Below are 18,937 nucleotides of genomic sequence, written 5' to 3'. Positions count from 1 at the left end.
CTTAAGCTGCTACTGGTTCTGGCTTTTTGATTGCTTTGACTTTATCGCCTAAATCAAACCGGAATTGAGCCAATTCCTTAAAACTTTGCATACAAACTTTCAGCAACTTCCAGCGCAAAATAGATACTGTACCCGTTAGCCGCTCTTTGTGGGTAATGGGTATATCATACGTAGTATTGCCCGATTTCTTTGCCATCACAGCCAGAAAAATATTTGGGGCAAACGGTGTTGGAGTAGGTAGCTGGGCAAGAAGTTTGCGCAAGAATGAACCTTTTATCAGGCGGAACGGAATATTGCTATCCATGATATACGTGCCGTAAATCAATGCAATGCTAAACCGTAGAATCCGGGTGATAACCAGCCGTGCTGGCGCATCATAGCGCTCTTCCCGATAGCCCAGAATAAATGGCGAATCATGGCGTTTAGACCATAGTTTGGCAAAGTCATCGGCAATGAACTGATCATCACTATCAGTCTGAAACACGTATTCGGAGTCCAGTGCCACCGCTTGCCGGTATCCGTTCACAACCGCATTGCCGTGACCACCGTTTGGCTGATGAACAACCATCAACTTTGGGTAACGTTCTTTAATTTGATCCAGAATCGCTCCGGTATTGTCGCGTGAGCCATCGTTAACGACAATCAGGCGGGTGTTTTCGGTGGGGAACTGACGGGTTAGCAAGTCGGTCCACTGCTTAACAACGGCTTCAATGACTTCTTCCTCGTTATAAGCAGGCATTACAATGGATAGCAGGATGCTCATGCAGTGTATCTAGGAAATTATAGGTGGTCCGATTGGGCCGGCCCGCCAATGCGCGAAGCAAACAAAATGCTCCAACGCAGGTGAATTATAGGGATATAAACTCCGCAAATATACAGAAATCTCTTGTCTTGTTTCTGCTACCCAAAAAATGACTTATTAAGCGGGATGCTAACTTTAGCAGATCGGTTTAATAAGAAAAACGGTCTTTTAGGTTATTAATTGGCTTTTCGATCAAATACCATGAGATTGTAGCCAACAGAATAGTTAGAAACAGAAAAAAAGAGAATTGAAAAAAATAAGAACTATTCAGAAATGGTAATATATCCGTAATCCGTCGCCAGGCACGTAGGGTGAAGTGTGTGGGTTGCGTATGATATACGTTAAAGACAAAATTGTGGTATAAATAAAGTCCGTAACTGATACGGCCTAGATATTGACTTACAGGGTTTTCCAGGATCCATTTCATTGCGCCACCAAATCCGAGTACGGCTCGCCCAATCAGGAAGAAGCCTATAAATGAAGCGCTTAAACGCTCAAATACGTCGGACATAATGTTATGATGGCCCGTCCAGCCGTGAAGATCAGGAACGGCGGGTAGTATTTTCGTCAGAGCTATTATAACAGCAAATAGCAATATGCTGAGCCAAAGCCAGTAAGTCGGACGAAAAACCTGCTCGAACCGGCTCCGTTGGTATAACCACCAATACGCCATAATGGCGCCTAAACCGAATGAGTCGAGACATGCAGGCATCGATACGTAGCCAATGAACCAAGGCATACGTGCCCCAAAAAGAACGTAACGTAGTGTAACGCCCCCCACAATCATCAACGTAGCAGTAAGCGGTACCCAACGTTTAGGAACGAAAAAAAGTAGTAAGGGAAAAAATAAATAGACCTGTTCCTCCACCGCCAGCGACCACAAATGGTCAACTGTACCCATCCAGGTGCCATAATATGCCATATAAATATTAGACGCATATAAAGCAAGCCAGCCAATCGTTCGGCGGACGGGCGGTTCGTCAATGAGGTAAAGAACGAATAGGGTTAAATAATAAACCGGGAAAATGCGGATCGTTCGGCGGATATAAAAGGTTTTTAGGTATTTTCCCAACCCACCAGAAGGTTGGTTCTGTAGTTTGTCTTTGCTTGACAAAAGAATCCGGGTAATGAGAAAACCACTCAATACAAAAAAGATGGTCACACCAAGAGGGCCGAGTGGAAGTTCGAAATATGTTGACGACCAGTGCTCAGCCATCCAGTGATCGAATAGCACCAGACCGACGGCAATAAACCGAAGACCATCTAACTGTCGTAGATGATTTAGCACCGGACGTGAAGGAACCACTACTGGGGTGTTCGTTTGCATAATTGAAATATTGCGTAATCGGGCACTATAGTAGCCTGATTACCAGTTCTTAGGCCTTGCCTGTTGGGGCGGGCCTTCAGAAAATATAGTCTGGTTCGTTGGATGAAGTGTCGCTTTTTGATTATTGTCTGAAATTGTCAGAATAAAGAGCTGATAGGTACCACGTTCTAAATCCGCTGACAAAAAATTGCCTCTAAAACCGGGCACAAAAATGTTGACTGGAGAAAATAATGCTTTCAAAACAGATTGCTGATTCTGCCAGACTGGAAACAGATATGTTCGTTTGTTCGAACGTGCCAGCAAATAGGCGCCATTATCGCTCAGGCCAAGCACCGGAACTGTTGAGTTCTGTACTGCAAATCCGTTTCCTGTTTTAGAAACCTTTAAGTCGAGAGTGGGCTGTTGCGCGGGGGCGTAAATTGTTTGCAGATGCGCATCGTAAAATGCTGGCGAAGTCTCTGTATAATGCTCTGACACCGAATCTAACGTAGCGATTGGCTGGTTGGTTGTATACGTCCAATTGAACTGACTTGATGTAAACCAGTGCCGCCACCAAATTGTCTCATCCAGAAATGACAGATAGGTAATACCCGCAAAAACAACCGTAGCGATACTGCCACTGAGAAAAACCCAGTGGCTTATTCGCTCACTTAACGTAACAAGCAGATATACATAGAGGAGTGCAATCAGCGTGAGCGAGTACATCTTATAGCGACTCGTTATAAGAATATCCATGCCAAACCCTGTTCGAGCCCAGGCGACGATGGCAGCGGTTCCAAGCAGAAAAGCAGCACATCCCCAGAAAAATAACGTAACAGATGGAATCGATTCTGTTCGAGTGCTACGTAACGATTTCGGCTTAATTAAACTCAGAATTGTCTGAATGATGGTAAGTCGATAACGTAGCAGAGTCAATGCCAGCAGGCCAAGGGTTGTTACTGCCAATAGACCGCCCAGAGCGATACTTGCCTTTAGCGGTGAACCAAAAGGAATAACTTCGGCTGCTGCGCCGAGAAATGCAAACCAGCCTTTTACTAAGTCGAATAGGCCGGGACGAACGTAGGCTATATCATTTGGTTTCGAAAAACCGGTGAAATACAAGCCAATTACAAGACCGCCACCGACCAGCCAGCTAGTTAATGAACGTAGCGTTTGCTTTTTGAACGTAGTACCAGTGGTCCGTAGCAGAATCAGTAAGAGGCCAATTGGCCAGACTACCAACCCGTTTCCACTGGTAATCGTGGCCAAAACGGCGGCTATAAACGCCAATCCTAACTGATTAGTATAACTCAGAAAATAGAATGCGGCAATAATCCAGAGCACCACCGAAAAGTTTTGCAAAGAGGCCATACCCCAATACATATTTTCCCAGTGCGACAGATTGAAAATGAGTAGAGCCGCTGGTACGGCATACAGGACAGACTTTCCTGCCCGATTCAGAACGGCGATAAAAACAGTTAATAAACCGATTAGGCTCAGGATTCCAGCCACCATCAGGTGTATGAAATTGAGTTTACCAAACAGCGAGTAATCCAGCAACGTAATAATTCGATCGAGCACAATACGGTGCTCGTTATGCTGCCGAAAGAGCTGATAAATTTTGCCTGAAAACGTGGTTTCCTGATGAGAGTAATATAAAAAAGCACGTAGTGCGTGATCGTCCCATTTCGGTATATTCAGAGCATACGCTTTCCAGACCAGTACAAATACAAGAACGGGCAACGACACCAGTAAATAGCCTAACCATTTCCATCCAGAAGTTGCAAACTTCATCGATGGCTGGCTCGGACCACGCTGGTGGGTCGGATGTGACGTATCAGGTGTTGAGATCAGCAAAGGATAGCAGAAAACTAATTGGTAAATGAAGCCAGTTGACGGGCAATATTGACCGGGTCAAGCCCTGACAGTTGTTGGTGATATTTCTGATCGCCATATAGACCATTCGGATAACCCTGTGCTGACAGACTTATAAATCGACTTGGCGCAGCACCATCGGCCAGTAATTTAACGGATAATTGCTGCGCCAGTCCACCAACCGATACATGTTCTTCGACGACTAGAAGCGGCTTACTTGCCCAACGGTGAGCCAGTTCGGAGGGGAGGTCAAGCGGGAGATTAGTGGCCGTATACACATCAAACTGCCCCGTTAATAATTCATCCTGAAGCGCTGTCAATACATTAGCTGCTACCGGGCCAAGTGCTACGACAGTACCAATTGAAGCCGCACTACGAACAATGTGTTTAAACGAACCATAGGTTACTGCCCCATCTGGTGTATTAGGGCCTGCACCCAGCCGAAGATACGTAGGCCGGCCTTCAGCTACAATTTGATCAAGCATCGGCGGTACTTCGTCGGCAAATGCTGGAATATAGGTATTCACATTCTGCAAACTACTCAAACAGGCAAGATCTTCGATAGCGTGGTGCGTGCTCCCCATGATTCCATACCCATACCCACCCCCGTTTCCGACCAGAAAAACCGGCATTTTGTGCAAGCAAACATCGTTGCGAAACTGCTCAAGACAGCGGTATACCACAAACGGAGCAATACTGTAGCAAAACACCTTATAGCCTTTGTAGGCCATACCGGCTGCTACGCCGACCATATTTTGTTCGGCAACACCCGCATTGATAAACCGAGGGCCAATGGCTTCTGCTACGTTTTCAAGCGCAGCATAACCCAGGTCTCCCGTGATGAATATAACTTTTTCGTCTTCCCGCGCAATTTTTTCAATGGCGGCTGAAAATTCTTTTCGCATAGCGTGTACCGACTTTTGCCGATTATTGCTGATGAAATGGACGTAGTGCTTTACTTACTTTTTCGCTGCTCTACCAACGTACTGATTTCGGCTGCCGTTTTATAGACCCGCTGGCCTTTTCGGACCATTGTTCGGATAAATTTCGGACGTTTTTTCGTCTCCTCAAAAATCTTACTGATGTACTCGCCTAAAAACGAAATACCCAGCAGATTGATGCCGCCAAAGAACGTGACCAGAATAATCACCGTTGAAAGACCGTAAGGCGTATGAGGATCGAAGTTGATAAGCCGGGAAATAATTTGCCAGATAATGCCTAACATCGATAAGCCCGTCAGTACAAAACCGGCGTAGGTCATTAACTCCAATGGCGCAAAGCTGAACGAGAAAATCGCTTTCTTAGCCCACCAGATGTTTTTTGTCCAGTTGTTGGTCGATACGCCAAACATGCGTTCTGGCCGGACGTAGTCAACACCCGTTTGTCGAAAACCAACCCATGCCCGTAAGCCCCTCAGGAATTGCTCAGTTTCGGGCAGGTTTACCAACTCGCGAACTACTTTCCGGTCGATCAACGAAAAATCACCCGCATCGACCGGAATATTGATATAGGCTGTCCGTTTAAACAAGCGATAAAACTGCTTATAGAAAAAGTGAACATGGGGCGCCATTTCGCGCTGAACCCGAACGCCATACGTAACGTCGAATCCCTGCTGCCACTTTTCGTAAAACTTCGGAATAATTTCGGGCGGGTCCTGCAAGTCGCCATCCATCAATACAACGGCATCGCCCGTAGCAATTTCCATTCCGCTCAAAAACGCTGACTGTGAACCAAAGTTGCGTGAATGTTTAATGGCTATTACGTTCGGATCTTTGGCGCAAAGCTCGTTCAGCACCTCATCGGTATTATCGGGCGAATTATCATTCACGAAAATGATTTCGTAACGAACCTTCATTTCGTTGAATGTTTTCACCAGCCGCTCATACATATACGGAATAGCCTGAGCGTCTTTATAACACGCGATAATTGGCGAGATAACCGGATTTAACGTGGGCGTCTGGAATGCCGGAATCACCCGATCATGATAGCCGTGGCTGGTTTGCCAATCGGCCGTCATACGTAGTCCATCGCTTAGAGACGTAGTAGCTTTCCAGCCTAAGTCAGCTTCGGCGGCTGTTGGGTCGCCATACCAGTCGGAGAGGTCCCAGTTGCGGTTGCTCATACTTCCCCAAACGGGTTCCTGAGCGAGATCAAACGTTTCCCGTGCTACGTCGACTAACTCGCGCATCGTCGTTTTCTGTCCCGTCGCAATGTTATACGAGCGTCCCCGAATCTCAGAGTTGACACGTAGCGCAGCTTGTACAAAGGCCGAAACACAATCGTCGACGTAAACAAAATCACGGCTAATATCAGGTGATACAAGTGGCGGAAGCTGACCTTTCAGATTCTCTTCTACCAGTCGAGGGATTAGCCGGTCGGGTTCTTCCCAACCGCCGTAAATCGAATAGAGTCGGAGATTAAGCGTATTCCGCCCATGCACTTTCGCGTAGTACTCGAGTGTATAGGCAGCCGATACTTTCGATACCGCGTAATGACTGTTTGGCTCAACACGGTCGGTTTCTTTGGGCGCTGTACAGTTAAACCCATATTCTGAGCTGCTTCCGGCGTGGATGTAAACCATGTCGGACGTGCAATTTTCCAGAATATTAACGGTTCCTAATACGTTTGTTTCGTAGGTTAAGCCAACATTTTTCTGCTTGCTGTAAGCACCGTATGCCGCCAGATTAAAAATGGTACGTGGCTTTATACGACCGAATACATCCTGAACAGACGTATTGGACAGAATGTCGCAATGGACAATGTTCTCGGCTGGTACGTCCAGCAACTTCAGACGCCAGGCTTTGGTGGCGTCGTGGGTGAGCGCGTAAACATCCTTGCGTACGCGGAAAAGTTGCTCGAATAGGTTGGCCCCAATAAAGCCACTGGCCCCAAAAACAACGATAGGACCATTTAGCTGGGTAATAGTAGTAGGTAGCAAATTAACAGCAGGCTGATTCATTCAGACCGCAATATTACGTCAAAAGGCTTGTATATACTTTCTCGCCATCTAGTTTTATAGCCAACGGTCGATGGAAAGCGTTTAGACCTGCGTTGGTTGCGGCTGTAAATACCGCTCATTAACATCGGCACAGGCTTGCTCATATTGAGCTTCGGTCATGGGTAGGTAATGCCATTCCAGCTTGTTTTCCATATACGACACACCCTTACCTTTCACCGTATTGGCAATCAACACTTTGGGTTTGCCATTGGTTGATGCGGTAAGGTTATCGATAGTTTCCAGTAATTCATCAATAGTGTGACCGTTTGCTTCAACTGTCTCAAAACCAATCGCATTCCAAGTTCTCACATCGGCTGTATCACCCAGTACGTTGGCTGTTTTATCAAAACCCTGTAAGCCATTTTTATCGACCAGAATAATTAAATTATCCAGTTGGTGCTGCATGGCGAAATGGGCGGCTTCCCACGTAGTACCTTCGTTGGTTTCGCCATCCGACATAAGAACAAAAACGCGCCCACCATTATTGAGGAGTTTGTTAGCCTGTGCAATGCCCGTACCAATAGGTAATCCATGCCCTAATGAACCCGTAGCAAAAGGAATTCCTTTATGCTGGTTGGGAGCGGGGTGAGCAGGTAACGTAGTACCGTTGAGATAATACGTAGCAAGTTCTTCGTCAGAAATATCGCCCAGATGATTCAAACAGGCGTAAAGTGAAGCCGCAGCATGACCTTTAGACAGCAAAAAGGTATCCTGCTCGCGTTTACGTAGCAGAAGGGTCGCAATCATCAAATCGACACAACTCAGCGAGCAGCCGATATGTCCGGCATGAGCCTGATGATAAAGACCTAATATTTTTAACCGTAGTTGACCTTGAAGGGTCTGGAAGTCAGTTAGTTCTATTGTTGAAGTCATACTCGTTATAGGCCTAGCCACCGTAGCGATACGTAGTGCCCTTAAAGTCAAAAATAGTAATTTTTTTGCCCGAATTTCCTTTTACCAGAACAATCCGGTCAGGTTCGTTGGGGTCAACGCGCTGTATATACTGAGCATCTTTCGGCAGATAAACATTCACCATTTGCGCATCGATGAGCGTAACAGGTGAATAAGTTTTGTCTATCTTCTCAGAATAAATTTTCCGTTCCTTATTTGGGTACAGAATTGTATCACCGGGAACATACAATTCTTTTAGCTTCTGTGCTGATGACCAGTATGGGTTCGCAATACGAGGTTTGTCGAAAAAAGTATATTTCGGAGCCACATCGTTATAAATATCGCCTAAAAGCTGTACAATGTATCCTGCCTGAATCAACAGAATAACACCAATTGGTGCACTAAACCACCACCGAAGTCGCGTTAATTGCAACAAGCCCATTGCTACAAAAATACAAACGTAAGGAAAAGAAAAACCGGAGTATCGTTGTGTAATACCGAACGTATGTCCCGAGCGCCAAGACATAAACAGTAAAAAGAATGTCGGAATAAATGCAAGGAGCAACAATAAGAGAATCAGCCGGTATTGGCTTGTTTTGATCGTCTCAACTACGTAGCGACCAATAAGATACACAAACGGAATCGCGGCAGATAAGACTAGCAGACGTAGCGGTACTACGCTATAGAGGGGTATGCCAATCGCAAATAATACGGGCAGAGTTGCATATATCCAAACGGGAGGCTGAGAGTTTTTCAGATAACGATGTATGACAACCGTTACCACTAGACCAATTGCTAAAGCGAGTATCGAATTCCGCAGACCGCCTAATGCAGGGCCAAGACCGTTAATGAAAATAAATAAATCGGAAAAAATAGGAATTGCCCGTACGGCAATGTTCGGAATGGTAGCAGGTAAAATGGTTCCAAATTCACTTCCCGTTGGATTTGTCAAGGCAATGTTTCGGTAGAACTTGGCCTGATAATCAAGGGTAAAAAATGTATATTTTCCCCCACCATATAAAAACCACAACGAAACAATTCCAATTCCTACTACGCTGGTCAGGGCCAGGGTTATCCAGGCCGATGGCTTACGCAGGTAAAATAGTGCATAAATACCATGACACAGGAATACTGTAACCGACAGATAATGAGATAGTATAGCAAGGATAAATACAAAGCCATATGCTACGTATAAGCTGCGTAGAGAAGTTCCTGATGAACTTTGCCGACCATATTGAGCTATTGGTTGCACACGTTCCATAATTAATAGAAACAGGTGCGTAGCAAGCAAGGTTAGGAAAAACGTCATTGGGTAATTCCGGGCGATGTGGCTGGAGGCTACAAAAAACGGCTCTACAGCGGCAATCGAGGCACTTAGCAACGCTAGTGCGTCCAATGGAGTAAGGCCGAAAAAAGCAGTGCCACCGAACTTGTCAGTACGTAGTATCTCCCGAAAATGACGGCGTACAAATATAAATAATAAGCCAACGAGTAACGTACCAAAAATGACCGAAGGCATACGTAACGACGTATCACTCAGACCAAAAACCTTAAGCCATGCCCAAAGCACACCATAATAGGCCGGACTGTTGCCAATGTCGCCCCGAATGTTGGCTTCGATAAAGTCATTGAAGTTTTTGGGCTTCCAGAATTCGGCTGGCGTAAAATAGGGCTTGCTGAAAACGTCTTTCTGATTGAAGCCTTCCAAACAAACACTTTGGCTAATCAACAACGTCGATTTTTCGTCGAAATAGATGCCATACGTACCGATTCGGTACAGGCGAAGCCCCAAAGCCAGCACCAGAATGATGCCTAATAAAAAGAGCGTGTTACGAGATATGTGGGAAAACATTAGGCCAAAACTACGAGCAAAATCCCGGTTCTCATAGTTTCAGGATTGTGAATTCTACTCGCCGGTTCTGTTTACGTTTCTCTTCAGTTTCGTTACTGGCAATAGGTTTGCTAGGTCCCCAGGCTTTTGTCTGAATGCGTGTGGCTACTACTCCTTTACTTGCAATGTATTCTTTTACAACCCGAACCCGATCTTCGGAGAGCTTCATATTAGGTTCCCACTCGCCTTGGTTATCCGTATGGCCTTCAATAAGCAGTTCCATAGTCGGGTATTTTTCCAGCATGGCAACTACCCGATCAAGTTCGGTGTTGGCACCGGGTAGTAGTTCAAACTGGCTTTGCTGAAAGAGCACTTCCCGCATCACAATTTTCTGACCGGGTTCAATTTTTACCAGATACAGGTTTTTACGAATATCCCGAAACCGCTTATCCTTACTCAGGTCTAGGGTTTCAGATGTAGGGAAATAGCCGTCTTTGTTGGCAACCAGATTATACGTTTTCTGAGTCGGTAGAATTAGTTTATACTCACCAGTTTCGGGGCTGTATTCTACTTTCGAAATCTCCTTCTGTTCGCCAAACAAACCTGATACAACTTCAGATGCAACTGGTTTTTTGGTTTGCGAATCGAGAACTTGCCCCGACACTATAGCAACGGGATCGGGCTTTATGGCTGGGTATAGTTTTAATCGAAAAATATCATCTTCGCCCAGCGAACCTGCCCGTGAACTTAGATAAGCATAGTCGCCAGCGGCCGGAATGGTGAAATAACCATCCCACTCAGCAGTGTTGATAGATGGGCCAAGGTTCTCAGGTTCGCTCCAGTTGCCCCATGACTCATCGAGCCGCCGGCTTACAAAAATATCGCCATTCCCATAACCCGGATGACCAGCCGACGTGAAATAGAGCGTTCGCCCATCGGCAGCCAGGAAAGGCGAACTCTCCGAATCTGCCGTATTGATAACACCACCCAGCGAAACTGGCTCAGACCAGGTTTGATCTGGCTTGAGTAATGATACGTAGAGATCACGGTCACCACGGGTGTCTTTACGCTGAACAGCCAGAATAATGGCCTGACCGTTAGGCGTTACGCAAAATTCAAGCTGATTTTTTTCGTGTAGATTATAATTGTTCGCGATTTTACACTCAACCGGTTGCGACCAGCCTGCTTTGGTACGTATCGAACTGGAAATACCAAACGACATTCCTCCATCAGGGCGATAGACATTAATAAGGTAGGCCGTTCGGCCATCCGTAGCAAGACCGCTTATTGCATTATCACCGGCGTTATTAATTGGAGAGCCCATATTGATAGCCTCACTCCAGACACCTGACTCCAGCGTTGAGTACCAGACATCCTGCCGGTTGGGTGAGCCGGTATTCGCTTTATTGAAGTTTCGAGTGAAGTAGAGCGTGCGGCCATCTGGTGAAATAACAGGAGCTACTTCCTGCCCATTGGAGTTGACAGTTTTACCCAGATTCTCTTTTTTCAGGTCTTTGGGCGTGTCTTTCGACAAGTTTATACCTACCGAAATAGGGTTCGTACTTTCCGAAATTCCAATGGCATCAATCTGATTTATGCCTTTCAGCGCAGCTCCATTAATAAATACTTTGAGCTGACGACATAGATAAACGGCAGAATCTTTAGGAAAGATACGTAGTAAAGGTTCTTTTTGGGCCTCAATTCCGGTCGACTGGAAGACGATGTGCTCACCTCCTTTTTCATCGAAGGCCACTATTTTCACAACTGAACCCGGATTGACATTCTCCGCAACAACGATCTGACGGGCACGTAGTGGAGTTGAAAATTCAACATGAATCCATTCGTCGGCGGTGCCATCGACATAAAATGGAGCCCATGCACATGGACTTTCTCCTATATCGGGGACTTTACTGGGGCGGCCCAGTGCTTGTGACGCTTTATATTGTTCGCCAGTTGGTTCGCCCTTTTTTTCAGAAGAAACACCAACTACACGGCTCGCCCATTGTACGGCGCTTTGTTCACTGGAATTACTCGGTTTTTTCTTCTCGTCGGCCGGTTGCGCCATACCGACACCATTCACTACTAAAATCAGAAAACCTGATAAAATGCTCCAAACACGCATAACTCGTCAACCATTGAGCAATTGTTGTTTCTGTATACTACGTTCCAAATCTATCCATAATCATGCCGCACGTGGGTCTATTCGATAAATAAATCGAATAAAACGGCAACTCTGATTACTTTAGGTAAGTTAAGAAAAATCTTAATTCGTTAGTACACGATATTCCCACGGTTTAAGTGTAACCGACATATCGGGCCGAAGTTCAACGGGTTGGTGGCTAAATACGTCGGTATACATACCTGTATACGAATCACCTGACAAATGGGCAGTAAGTGGCTCTGAACTTAAGTTGAGCAGAACAACCACCCGGTCGTTATCGCGATGACGGTAAAAGGCGTAAATTTTATCGTCGTGATCTGTACCGATTTTCGTGGCCATTCCGCCATCAAGCCCGTTCCAAAGGGCCTTATTACGGTGTTTTAACGTTAACAAAGTTTTAAAAAAACCGCTTTTTGCGTAATTCCCCCAGGCAATCGTGTCTTTATCGAAAACGGCCAGACGTTTAGATAAATTGGATTCCATGCCATTATAAATCATAGGCATACCTTCCAGCGTACTACTCAGCACAATCATAGCATCGGCGGCTGGGCCAAATAGCTCGGTCAACGTACCGTTTTTGGTATTTTCGTCATGATTCTGGGTAAACATCATCTGGTAATACCACATCGGGAATCGTTTTTGATTTGCTTCCCGTACTGAATCAATTTTATCGGCGGTTCGGGCTCCTTTGGCTACGGCCTTCATCATGTTATGCATGCTCCATGCATAGTTCATGTTGAAGCCGCTTTTAAATTGATTAGGATCGTCTTCCCATTCAGCCAGCATAAACACCGGCTTGATCTTATCAAGTTCAGGACGTAGCGATGCCCAGAAATCGTTCGGAACCATACTGGCTACCGTACAGCGAAACCCATCGATATCACATTCTTTTAGCCAGTATTGCATGGCTTCGATCATTCCTTTCCGTAGTTCCGGCTTGGTATAATCCAATGCAATAATATCGGCCTGTTTATAGGGTTTACCGGTTCGTTCATCGATTGGGGCCGTTACTTTACCATTGAGTTTAAGGTACCAGTCGGGGTGTTGCTCTACCCATACATGGTCATGGCCAGTATAGCTGGGCACCCAATCCAGAATAACGCGTAGACCCAGGGCATGAGCACGACTGACCAGCAGCTTGAAATCGGCTAACGTACCGTAATCAGGGTTGACGGTTGTATAGTTAGTGATCGCATACGGATTGCCTAATGTACCTTGTTTATTGACCTGACTGATTGGAAAAATAGGCATCAGCCAGATAATATCTACACCCAATTCTTTCAGACGAGGTAATTGTGTTTCAATCGCTTTGAAGGTGCCCTGCGTCGAAAACTGACGCGGGTTTATTTCATAGATCGTCGCATTTTTTGCCCAGTCAGGAGCAGGAGGGGCCTTTGTGGCTGAGTCGGCAGAAGTGGCTTCGGTTTTTGTCTTGTCTTTATCACGACAAGCCGTAGCTAATAACAGCACACTAAGTACTACAGCCAGGTGGGTTGTCTTCATAAATTTTTCCTGCGAATCAATTGGATAAAGGATATAAGGATATTAAGCGAGCATCGGCTGACCGCTGTTTTTTAACAGATGTATAGCTTCTACCGGATCTTTGGCTCCGAAAACTGAACTTCCTGCAACCAGGATATCAGCTCCGGCGTTGAGTAAGGATTGTGCGTTGTTCAGGCCCACGCCCCCATCAATTTCAATCAGTGCCGATGATTGACTGCTAATCAGCATCTGTTTCAGTTTGGCAACTTTCTGGAGTGTATGTGGAATAAATGACTGACCGCCGAAACCCGGATTGACCGACATAATCAGCACAACGTCAATTTGCTCCAGAATATCTTCCAGTACGGAAACGGGTGTGTGCGGATTTAACGCTACACCCGCCCGGCAACCTAACTGACGAATGTGAGTCAATGTCCGGTGTAAATGTGTGCAGGCTTCGTAATGAACATGAATAACAGAGGCACCTCCTTCGGCGAACGCATCAACGTAACGATCTGGATCTGTGATCATCAAATGCACATCCAGAGGCTTTTTACAATGCTTTCGGGCTATTTCCAGAACCGGAAACCCAAAGGAAATATTAGGTACAAAAACACCATCCATGACATCGAAATGCAGATAATCGGCCTCACTATTGTTTACTAACTCCAGGTCGCGTTGTAAATTGCCGAAGTCAGATGCGAGCAGCGAAGGAGCTATGAGAGGCTGAGTCATGGATAATTTGTGGGAGTCAATCGTTTATTTATCAGACAATTGAAAGACCCTTTATAAGATTTGCTTAGTTTTTTATTCTGTAAAACTACTATTTTTTTGCTTGAACGAGGAAACAAACCCAATATTGCCATTTCCTAATACGCTAATTATCCTACATAATTTATTGCCTGATTTGCCATGACGCCCCAGGAACACATTGTTGAACTCACAAATCGCCTGAATTATTATAATTTTCAATATTATCAGAACAGCGTATCAGAAGTAGATGATTTTACGTTCGATCAGCTACTTTCTGAATTGACTGAACTTGAAAAACTGCACCCTGAGTTTCGCCAGTCCGATTCGCCGACGGCACGTGTGGGCGGTACGATCAGTAAAGAATTTCCGACGGTATACCATCGCTTCCCGATGCTGTCGCTGGGAAATACGTATTCTGAAGAAGATTTGACGGAATTCGATAATCGGGTACGAAAAGGATTGAATGGGCAACCTTACGAATATATCTGCGAACTAAAGTTCGATGGCGTGGCACTAAGTATGACCTATGAAAATGGCTTGCTGGTGCAGGGGGCTACCCGTGGCGATGGTGTTCGTGGCGACGATATTACCAACAACATACGAACCATTCGAACTATGCCGCTACGTGTGGAGAGCACGGGGCAGGGGGCAGGGATAGCTAATCAGAATAGTCAGTATTCACTTGATTTTCAAACCGAGCCATCCAAGCCCACTGCCATCCCGGCTATTTTCGAGGTTCGGGGGGAAGGTTTTTTGCCGCTTGCCGAATTTGAACGTATCAATAAAGAACGCGAAGATATTGGCGAACCTTTGCTGGCAAACCCACGTAACGCGGCTTCGGGTACGTTCAAACAACAAGATTCTGCGGCCGTTGCTCGTCGACGACTTGATTGTTTTATCTACTCGTTTCTTTCTGAGCAGGACGTTTTCCAGACGCATGAAGAAAGCCTTATCGCCATGAAACAATGGGGTTTCAACGTATCGCCAACCTGGCGGAAATGCGCCGACATTCGGGACGTAATGACGTACATAAACGAGTGGGAAACCAAACGATTCGACTTGCCGCTAGGTACCGATGGTATTGTTATTAAAATAAACCGATACGATCAGCAGCGCGAACTCGGGTATACGGCCAAAAGTCCGCGGTGGGCCATTGCTTTCAAATACAAAGCTGAGGCTGCCAGTACAGTATTGACAGGCATTCGGTATCAGGTAGGCCGGACAGGCGCCGTCACTCCAGTGGCTTTACTGACGCCGGTTCTCCTGGCAGGTACCACCGTCAAACGGGCTTCGTTACACAATGCCAATGAAATCGAGCGGCTTGGAATTCGCTTATACGACACCGTATTTGTTGAAAAAGGCGGAGAAATTATTCCAAAGGTTACCGGTGTAGACCTAAACCGACGTACCGACCAAAGCGAACCGATTATCTATCCAACAAACTGCCCTGCCTGTGGCACACCACTGGTTCGGAAAGAAGGCGAAGCGAATTTTTATTGCCCTAATGAACAAGGTTGTCCTCCGCAACGTAAAGCGCGTTTTGAACATTTTATCCAGCGTCGGGCAATGAATATCGAAACACTTGGCGAGGGCAAAATAGAACTGCTTATCGATAAAGGTCTGGTACAAACACCTGCCGATTTTTATGATTTAACCTTCGATAAATTGCTGGGGCTTGAAAAAACGTTTGTCGAAGAAGAAAGTATAGACACTACGTCCGGCGAAGCAACACCAGCCCGGAAACGAGTGGTCAGCTTCCGCGAAAAAACGGTTGAAAACATACTGACAGCCATTGAGCGCTCAAAAGCACAACCGTTTTCTAGCGTGCTCTTTGCGCTTGGAATTCGCTACGTTGGTAATACCACAGCCGAAAAACTAGTCGATTATTTTGGCTCAATGGATGCCATTATGAACGCAAGTCTGGATGAGTTGCTGGCAGTGCCCGATACAGGGCCACGTATTGCTGAAAGCGTCGTTACATGGTTTGCCGATGAAGCGAATCGACAGTTTGTCGAACGATTACGGGCGGCTGGTTTGCAGTTTGTAGGCCAGAAGAAAGTGGTTGAACGAGAGGGCGATACGTTGACAGGGAAAACGTTTCTCTATACCGGCACGTTCGCAAATTTCAGCCGGGAAGAACTTGAAAACCGGATTGCCGCCAATGGTGGAAAGCTGGTAAGTGGCGTTTCGAAAAAATTGAATTACCTGATCATAGGCGAAAATGCCGGACCGTCGAAGGTTGACAAAGCGCAGAAATTGAACGTACCCATGATTAACGAAGATGAATTTATAGCGATGCTGAACATGTAACCGGTCGTTGGATGATATGAACAGGCGGAACAGTGTAGCTTGTGTGGCTCAGTCGACAGGAGAAGCGATCCGTTGACAAGCTGACATAAGTATTATGTAATGATCATCACGCAGTTTTAATTCAAAATGATAAGGTTTCTACTTGATTTTCAAACAACCAATATTGTCGTAATTACGGATAGCTCAATTCAGACAGTAGATTTCTACTATATTGCCGATTTTCTTGAAATTGAAAAAAATGAGGAGGGTGATTACGAACTGTCGATTAGAGATATTTTTAAAGATTTGCTGAAGTATTGGAAGTTTATTTTGAGCGAAAATTCAAACGAGGTATTTCTAATTTATGATTTATCCGACCAGTATATTTCATCGTTTTATATAGAAAAATATGATGTTAAAGGTCGTGAGTATTTGCAGATTACCAAAAAAAGTACTCAGGAATTGGCGGGTTGGTCAGTGACAAAAAATACAAGTCTATTAGAATTGAAAAGTAGAAAATGGGAAGTTGACAACGATTTTTCTTTGCAAGGAAATCGCAAGAGTATTTTACGAGGCTTGGATTGGAGTATAGAAAATTTGCGAATCAATACTAATCCAGTCAACTTTGAAAAATAAGTAGCTCTCGGACATAGAGAGTGCATCCCAAATAAAGGCATAAAGGCCGCAAGTTGTGGTCGCTCAAGAACGTAGTGAGTTTATTCATCAGTCCTCTTGGTTGGAGGTTATTGGTTGGGACGTATCGTTTGCAAAATACCGAGTACTTCCTGATGCAGCTCGAAATCGTATTGAAGGGTCATCGCGAAAACAAGCTGATCATTCTGGCGTAAATATAACTGACCGCGTGCCTGTTGTTGCTGTACGTAATATAGAATGCCCTGCGTTTGCCCATCTCGCCGAATCGTAACGGTTTTGTCCAGAACCAACTTCGCGTAGTCGATCTGAGTAGGGGCGGGTGTTGGCAATAATATGCCAGCGCCTGAAAAAGGCGTAGCACCCAGAAAATAAACACGCTGATCGTTCTTTTGGAGGCTAAATTCCGGCCCTTCAATTGTTTGACCAATACCACCTTTGTAATCATTTGGAAATTGAATGCTATACGTATCATTCAGCCGCTCTGTCTTCCAGCCAGATTGATTACGTACGTCAAGAATTGTACTTGAAGCATCGGGCAAAACAGCGGTTGATTGACAACTACACAGGACGAGCAGAAAAAAAGCAACAAGTGTACGCATCGTTGAGGAGTTTATTGAGCAGAGAGCCATAATTCCACTACGTAGTTGTAATGCCTTTACCAAATTGAGTGAGATTTACCGCTCAATTCCCGTAACTTTGTCATAATATATACCTAAGTCTCCGAGAATGGAAACCAAATTTCACGGCGTAGGCGTTGCCATTGTGACGCCCTTCAATGCCGATCAGTCAATTGATTTCGACGGCTTCGGCCGCATCATCCGGCACATCACCGATGGCGGTGTCCGTTACGTTGTTCTGCAGGGTACCACCGGCGAATCGCCAACGGTGACCAAACAGGAGAAGAAACAGTTGCTGCAATATCTCAAGGAAAACAATCCGGGTAGCCTACCTATCGTGTTTGGCGTAGGTGGTAACGTAACAGCCGACGTAGTGTCGGGAATGAAAGATATTGATTTTGAGGGCGTTGATGCTATTCTGTCGGTATGCCCATATTATAATAAACCCGGAAAACGCGGTGTAATTGAGCACTTTACCCGTGTTGCCGATGCAAGTCCTGTTCCTGTTATTCTGTATAACATTCCGTTCCGGACGGGCATCAATATGAGTGCCGAAACCATTTGCGAACTGGCTCAACATTCGAATATTATTGGTGTAAAAGAAGCATCGTGTGTAATTGAACAATGCATGGAAATTGCGCGTGATAAACCCGATAATTTTCTGCTTATTTCGGGCGATGACGTTCAGGCAGTACCCATTATCAGCATTGGTGGAGTAGGAGTTATGTCAGTGATAGCCAATGCGTTCCCTGCAAAATTCTCCGCTGTTATTGATGCCGCGCTGAAAGGCGACTTTGGTTTCGCGCAAAAAGAACTTGGTCATTTCCTACGTATCGACCCATTGCTTTACGAAGAAGGCAACCCAGTTGGCGTTAAAAATATCATGGAAATATTAAACCTGATTTCGGCTGAAGTTCGCCTGCCGCTTATGCGCGCATCGGATGATCTCAGCGAACGCCAACGGGCTATTCTCCAGCGCGATGGGTTTCTGGAATTAGTGGCTTAAGAAAGTACTTAATAGTAAAAAGGCCGCTTCTCATTCACTGAGAAGCGGCCTCTTTATGTTTGTAAGTAGATGATTCTACGAATTTCCTCCACCTCCAAAAAGCTTGGATATGAGCCAGATAACGATGCCAATTCCCAGAACAACAAGGATGGCGCCTGTCCAGGCACCTGCCTTAAAAATACCACCAACTACCTCACAACTAGATAGCAGGAAAGTTAGAAAGAAGGCCACCAGAGTAATTGGGAGAAATTTTACTAGCGTTTTCATAACGT

15 protein-coding genes are annotated in these 18,937 nt (G+C 45.5%); 3 read left to right on the top strand and 12 right to left on the bottom strand.

Going from position 1 to position 18,937, the window contains the following annotated elements:
• Window position 1: 1 nt before the first annotated feature.
• The 10 genes from ACYVD4_RS16685 to rpe form a co-directional block, all read right to left on the bottom strand.
• Window positions 2-763 carry a glycosyltransferase family 2 protein gene (locus tag ACYVD4_RS16685; protein WP_460947682.1) on the bottom strand — a complete coding sequence of 254 codons (762 nt, stop codon included), beginning with the start codon at window positions 761-763 and terminating at the stop codon, window positions 2-4.
• Between the two features lie 187 nt (window positions 764-950).
• A complete protein-coding gene (locus ACYVD4_RS16680; RefSeq protein WP_460947680.1) occupies window positions 951-2,129 on the bottom strand; it encodes an acyltransferase family protein in 1,179 nt (392 codons plus the stop codon).
• Window positions 2,130-2,168: 39 nt separating this feature from the next.
• A complete protein-coding gene (locus ACYVD4_RS16675; protein WP_460947678.1) occupies window positions 2,169-3,965 on the bottom strand; it encodes a hypothetical protein in 1,797 nt (598 codons plus the stop codon).
• A gap of 14 nt (window positions 3,966-3,979) precedes the next feature.
• Window positions 3,980-4,888, bottom strand: coding sequence for a transketolase family protein (locus tag ACYVD4_RS16670; protein WP_460947676.1), 909 nt, complete (start codon window positions 4,886-4,888; stop codon window positions 3,980-3,982).
• 50 nt (window positions 4,889-4,938) lie between these two features.
• Window positions 4,939-6,942 carry an NAD-dependent epimerase/dehydratase family protein gene (locus tag ACYVD4_RS16665; RefSeq protein WP_460947674.1) on the bottom strand — a complete coding sequence of 668 codons (2,004 nt, stop codon included), beginning with the start codon at window positions 6,940-6,942 and terminating at the stop codon, window positions 4,939-4,941.
• An 81-nt stretch (window positions 6,943-7,023) separates the two neighbouring features.
• A complete protein-coding gene (locus ACYVD4_RS16660) occupies window positions 7,024-7,854 on the bottom strand; it encodes a transketolase (RefSeq protein ID WP_460947672.1) in 831 nt (276 codons plus the stop codon).
• A gap of 13 nt (window positions 7,855-7,867) precedes the next feature.
• Window positions 7,868-9,724, bottom strand: coding sequence for a glycosyltransferase family 39 protein (locus tag ACYVD4_RS16655; protein ID WP_460947670.1), 1,857 nt, complete (start codon window positions 9,722-9,724; stop codon window positions 7,868-7,870).
• A 31-nt stretch (window positions 9,725-9,755) separates the two neighbouring features.
• A complete protein-coding gene (locus ACYVD4_RS16650) occupies window positions 9,756-11,768 on the bottom strand; it encodes an OmpA family protein (protein ID WP_460948605.1) in 2,013 nt (670 codons plus the stop codon).
• Between the two features lie 198 nt (window positions 11,769-11,966).
• Window positions 11,967-13,367 carry an alpha-amylase family glycosyl hydrolase gene (locus ACYVD4_RS16645; RefSeq protein WP_460947668.1) on the bottom strand — a complete coding sequence of 467 codons (1,401 nt, stop codon included), beginning with the start codon at window positions 13,365-13,367 and terminating at the stop codon, window positions 11,967-11,969.
• A gap of 42 nt (window positions 13,368-13,409) precedes the next feature.
• Complete coding sequence (gene rpe / locus ACYVD4_RS16640; RefSeq protein WP_460947666.1) at window positions 13,410-14,081, bottom strand: ribulose-phosphate 3-epimerase; 672 nt, start codon at window positions 14,079-14,081, stop codon at window positions 13,410-13,412.
• Window positions 14,082-14,258: 177 nt separating this feature from the next.
• On the opposite strand from rpe, the gene ligA reads away from it, so the two are divergent.
• On the top strand, window positions 14,259-16,409 hold the full coding sequence (gene ligA / locus ACYVD4_RS16635) for an NAD-dependent DNA ligase LigA (RefSeq protein WP_460947664.1): 2,151 nt from the start codon (window positions 14,259-14,261) through the stop codon (window positions 16,407-16,409).
• A gap of 126 nt (window positions 16,410-16,535) precedes the next feature.
• Window positions 16,536-17,024 carry a hypothetical protein gene (locus ACYVD4_RS16630; protein ID WP_460947662.1) on the top strand — a complete coding sequence of 163 codons (489 nt, stop codon included), beginning with the start codon at window positions 16,536-16,538 and terminating at the stop codon, window positions 17,022-17,024.
• A gap of 107 nt (window positions 17,025-17,131) precedes the next feature.
• On the opposite strand, the gene ACYVD4_RS16625 is transcribed toward ACYVD4_RS16630, so the two are convergent.
• Entirely contained in the window at window positions 17,132-17,641 is a 510-nt protein-coding gene (locus tag ACYVD4_RS16625; RefSeq protein WP_460947660.1) for a hypothetical protein, read from the bottom strand.
• A 127-nt stretch (window positions 17,642-17,768) separates the two neighbouring features.
• Here ACYVD4_RS16625 and dapA point away from each other — a divergent pair, with 127 nt between their 5' ends.
• Entirely contained in the window at window positions 17,769-18,665 is an 897-nt protein-coding gene (dapA, locus tag ACYVD4_RS16620) for a 4-hydroxy-tetrahydrodipicolinate synthase (protein WP_460947658.1), read from the top strand.
• A 75-nt stretch (window positions 18,666-18,740) separates the two neighbouring features.
• On the opposite strand, the gene ACYVD4_RS16615 is transcribed toward dapA, so the two are convergent.
• A complete protein-coding gene (locus ACYVD4_RS16615) occupies window positions 18,741-18,932 on the bottom strand; it encodes a hypothetical protein (protein WP_460947656.1) in 192 nt (63 codons plus the stop codon).
• Window positions 18,933-18,937: the final 5 nt, after the last annotated feature.

The sequence above is a fragment of the Spirosoma daeguense genome (assembly GCF_054776875.1).
This window is presented reverse-complemented; position numbering and strand designations above follow the sequence as displayed.

What these genes read in the sequence shown, in the direction of transcription:
- ACYVD4_RS16615 (WP_460947656.1), bottom strand. Translation starts at nt 18,932, where the DNA reads ATGAAAACGCTAGTAAAATTTCTCCCAATTACTCTGGTGGCCTTCTTT.
- ACYVD4_RS16625 (WP_460947660.1), bottom strand. Translation starts at nt 17,641, where the DNA reads ATGCGTACACTTGTTGCTTTTTTTCTGCTCGTCCTGTGTAGTTGTCAA.
- rpe (WP_460947666.1), bottom strand. Translation starts at nt 14,081, where the DNA reads ATGACTCAGCCTCTCATAGCTCCTTCGCTGCTCGCATCTGACTTCGGC.
- ACYVD4_RS16665 (WP_460947674.1), bottom strand. Translation starts at nt 6,942, where the DNA reads ATGAATCAGCCTGCTGTTAATTTGCTACCTACTACTATTACCCAGCTA.
- ACYVD4_RS16660 (WP_460947672.1), bottom strand. Translation starts at nt 7,854, where the DNA reads ATGACTTCAACAATAGAACTAACTGACTTCCAGACCCTTCAAGGTCAA.
- ACYVD4_RS16630 (WP_460947662.1), top strand. Translation starts at nt 16,536, where the DNA reads ATGATAAGGTTTCTACTTGATTTTCAAACAACCAATATTGTCGTAATT.
- ACYVD4_RS16670 (WP_460947676.1), bottom strand. Translation starts at nt 4,888, where the DNA reads ATGCGAAAAGAATTTTCAGCCGCCATTGAAAAAATTGCGCGGGAAGAC.
- ACYVD4_RS16645 (WP_460947668.1), bottom strand. Translation starts at nt 13,367, where the DNA reads ATGAAGACAACCCACCTGGCTGTAGTACTTAGTGTGCTGTTATTAGCT.
- dapA (WP_460947658.1), top strand. Translation starts at nt 17,769, where the DNA reads ATGGAAACCAAATTTCACGGCGTAGGCGTTGCCATTGTGACGCCCTTC.
- ACYVD4_RS16655 (WP_460947670.1), bottom strand. Translation starts at nt 9,724, where the DNA reads ATGTTTTCCCACATATCTCGTAACACGCTCTTTTTATTAGGCATCATT.
- ligA (WP_460947664.1), top strand. Translation starts at nt 14,259, where the DNA reads ATGACGCCCCAGGAACACATTGTTGAACTCACAAATCGCCTGAATTAT.
- ACYVD4_RS16680 (WP_460947680.1), bottom strand. Translation starts at nt 2,129, where the DNA reads ATGCAAACGAACACCCCAGTAGTGGTTCCTTCACGTCCGGTGCTAAAT.
- ACYVD4_RS16650 (WP_460948605.1), bottom strand. Translation starts at nt 11,768, where the DNA reads ATGGCGCAACCGGCCGACGAGAAGAAAAAACCGAGTAATTCCAGTGAA.
- ACYVD4_RS16685 (WP_460947682.1), bottom strand. Translation starts at nt 763, where the DNA reads ATGAGCATCCTGCTATCCATTGTAATGCCTGCTTATAACGAGGAAGAA.